Consider the following 2,961-nt stretch of genomic DNA (forward strand, 5'->3'; position numbering starts at 1 on the left):
TAAGCTGCCTGTGCGGCAGTGAACTATGAAACTTTATCAGTAACCTATTGTTAATAAAAGTAATTACATCAAATTTCTCAAAATAACCTTTTATTTTTCACTCGATTTATTATTAATATAAATCAATAACTTAAAATCCAACGAAAAAAGATGGGTAATTTTATTGCCAGTTAACGCCCTGCTAAGGGGTGAGCAACGTAACTACTAACTCACCGCATAACACTGTAAAAACTAAACCAAATGCATAACAAAAATGCTACGCGTTGCGAATCCCTCTTGAGCAGCTTGTTATATGCCTTTTGTACGCATATACTTAATGCGCACTTTACATACGCACTGGAGGCAGCATGAGAAACTCATACAGCACACAAGCACCAAAGAAGGCGACAAATTTAACTCTAAACAGTGAGTTACTCGCCGAGGCCAAACGCCTTAATATTAATCTTTCAGCCACAATGGAAAAGGCACTTGAAAAAGAAGTAAAACAACGCCTTAAAACTGAATGGCTAGAGCAAAATGCAGAAGCTATTAATGCATGCAATGAACTTACTGAAAATCACGGTCTATTTTCCGATTCTTACCGAGTATTCTAATGTCACAATTTTCGCTATACCAAAATAACGATAAAAGCACTTCAACAGCATACCCTTACTTTGTTGATGTTCAAAGTGAGTTACTTGATACACTGAATACTCGATTAGTTATTCCGCTAACACCCGTTGAGTTATTGGATAAAAAAGCGCCGAATCATTTATGCCCAATGATCCATATTGATCAAGGTGACTTTGTAATTTTAACTCACCAAATGGCCAGTGTCCCGACCAAGATTTTACGTGAACCAGTCAATGAGCTAAGTACTTTCAGAAATGAGATCATTGCAGCTATCGACTTTCTGATTACTGGCATATAACGCCCGCTTAAGGGGCTGACAACGCTACTACCAACTTTCCGCATAACACCGTAACCACTAAAATCAACGCATAATAAAAATGCCACGCGTTGGAAGTCCCTCTTGAAGCGTTTGTTATGTGCCCGTACTCATTGTGTACTCTAAATGGCCTGTATGTTCATCAACTTGCTCACTAATCACATTGAAACCTTGAGACAGATAAAACTGGTAACTCGCCTGATTTTCTTTGTACACAGAAAGAGTAAGCGTAACCCTTTGCGATTTTGCATGGTTCAGCAATTGCTTACCAATACCTTTACCTTGTAAATCAGACTCTACAAATATCGCTGCCAGATTACTTTCATACAATGCGTAAAAACCAACAACTTTAGAATCTATTTCATAGACGTATATCTCTGAAGCTGGAAGGTAGATATTACGCATATTATCAACTTGGGATTTCCAAAATTCAGCTGAGACAAAATCGTGAGCTTTCATCGAAGCCGTCAACCAGATTTCAATAATCGAATCTAAGTCATTATCGTTGTATTTTCTTATCATTTTTCACTCTATGATAACAAAATTTATAGGGGCAACATAACGCCGCGTTAAGGGGTGAGTAACGCAACTACCAACTCACCGCATTGCACTAAAAACTAATAAAATCAATGCATAATGAAAATGCTACGCGTTGCGAATCCCTCTTAAACGCTTTGTTAACTGGCCGATCCCAAATGCCAAAATTACCAATTTTTTTAAGCTGCCTGTGCGGCAGTGAACGGATCGAGTTTGTCGCGGATGATGTTACTGCATTTCTAAGCTGCCTGTGCGGCAGTGAACAGTCTGCAAGTCACTTATCGGCTTGGGTTGCTTTTCTAAGCTGCCTGTGCGGCAGTGAACCCAAACTATTAATTAATTTTTGATGCATTGATTTTCTAAGCTGCCTGTGCGGCAGTGAACCTTGCTTACTTGCCCGCCTTACGAGTCATACATTTCTAAGCTGCCTGTGCGGCAGTGAACTATGAAACTTTATCAGTAACCTATTGTTAATAAAAGTAATTACATCAAATTTCTCAAAATAACCTTTTATTTTTCACTCGATTTATTATTAATATAAATCAATAACTTAAAATCCAACGAAAAAAGATGGGTAATTTTATTGCCAGTTAACGCCCGCTTAAGGGGCTGACAACGCTACTACCAAGCTTCCGCATAACACTGAAACCACTAAAATCAACGCATGATAAAAATGCCGCGCGTTGGAAGTCCCTCTTGAAGCGTTTGTTATGCTTTATTACTTATTGATTACATTGAACTTTTAAAAAATTCATTTGTTCGCAGCACTCTAACTCAAAATGATAAACTTGCCTACTTTCAGCAAGCATTGTTGCCGATAAGATCCCAAACAAGTTGAAGCGAATTAGCCTGAGGAATCAAGGGGTCAACAACACCAAAAGAAGAGACCTTTCAGCGACAATTGAGCCTTTTACGAACAAAATTTATCAGAGCAGTGCCGGAAAAAAGCGCATAATCATCGATAAACTTGCGCGAACCAAACACTGTCAGCAAGTAAGATATTCATGAGATCCCAGACAAGTTGAAGCGAAATAGCCGGTGGAATCAATGAGCAAGCAACACCAAAGAAAGAGACCTTTCAGCAACAATCGAACATTTTTGCGAGCACAATTTATCAGAGCAAAGTTACCGAAAAAGCACAAGTATCGTTCAACTTTCAATCGCCACCAAAAAGAACAATAAACTTATAATATCAATAAATTAGAGTAGGAAAACTTCTAAATCAGACTAAATTTCCCCATTAAAATTTATATATTGATTTTGCTGAGGCTCAATAAAGCATAACGCCCGCTTAAGGGGCTGACAACGCTACTACTAACTTTCCGCATAACACCGTAACCACAAAAACCAACGCATAGTAAAAATGCCGCGCGTTGGAAGTCCCTCTTGAAGCGTTTGTATGGATAATAACTAACGAATCAGGGTAAAGTGAGACCCAGACTTTAGCTGCAACTAAAGTTCTCTATCTGATAGTTCGATTGAAGTGTGGCTCCTCT

Annotated in this window: 3 protein-coding genes and 1 CRISPR repeat array; of the genes, 2 read left to right on the forward strand and 1 reads right to left on the reverse strand. The window is 38.6% G+C overall.

What is annotated here, in order from left to right:
• Positions 1-347 precede the first annotated feature (347 nt).
• Together FKQ60_RS17080 and FKQ60_RS17085 are read left to right on the forward strand one after the other, a co-directional pair.
• Positions 348-593, forward strand: a complete 246-nt coding sequence (locus FKQ60_RS17080) for a type II toxin-antitoxin system CcdA family antitoxin (protein WP_099609954.1) — start codon at positions 348-350, stop codon at positions 591-593.
• Positions 593-910 (forward strand): CcdB family protein, encoded by a 318-nt coding sequence (locus tag FKQ60_RS17085; protein WP_099609955.1) that lies wholly within the window; start codon positions 593-595, stop codon positions 908-910. Before FKQ60_RS17080 ends, FKQ60_RS17085 begins: the two co-directional genes overlap by 1 nt.
• Before the next feature lie 114 nt (positions 911-1,024).
• Here FKQ60_RS17085 and FKQ60_RS17095 read toward each other — a convergent pair whose 3' ends face one another.
• The gene (locus tag FKQ60_RS17095; protein WP_170906810.1) at positions 1,025-1,450 is read right to left on the reverse strand and encodes an N-acetyltransferase; all 426 of its coding nucleotides are present in this window, start codon (positions 1,448-1,450) and stop codon (positions 1,025-1,027) included.
• Between the two features lie 191 nt (positions 1,451-1,641).
• A CRISPR array of direct repeats spans positions 1,642-1,909; the repeat unit is 28 nt; unit sequence TTTCTAAGCTGCCTGTGCGGCAGTGAAC.
• Positions 1,910-2,961: the final 1,052 nt, after the last annotated feature.

The sequence above is a fragment of the Vibrio sp. A11 genome (assembly GCF_013048705.1).
In the GTDB taxonomy this organism is placed as follows: Bacteria; Pseudomonadota; Gammaproteobacteria; order Enterobacterales; family Vibrionaceae; genus Vibrio; species Vibrio metschnikovii.

Excerpts from the sequence above, each read along its gene's own strand:
- FKQ60_RS17080 (WP_099609954.1), top strand. The coding sequence starts at position 348 with ATGAGAAACTCATACAGCACACAAGCACCAAAGAAGGCGACAAATTTA.
- FKQ60_RS17095 (WP_170906810.1), bottom strand. The coding sequence starts at position 1,450 with ATGATAAGAAAATACAACGATAATGACTTAGATTCGATTATTGAAATC.
- FKQ60_RS17085 (WP_099609955.1), top strand. The coding sequence starts at position 593 with ATGTCACAATTTTCGCTATACCAAAATAACGATAAAAGCACTTCAACA.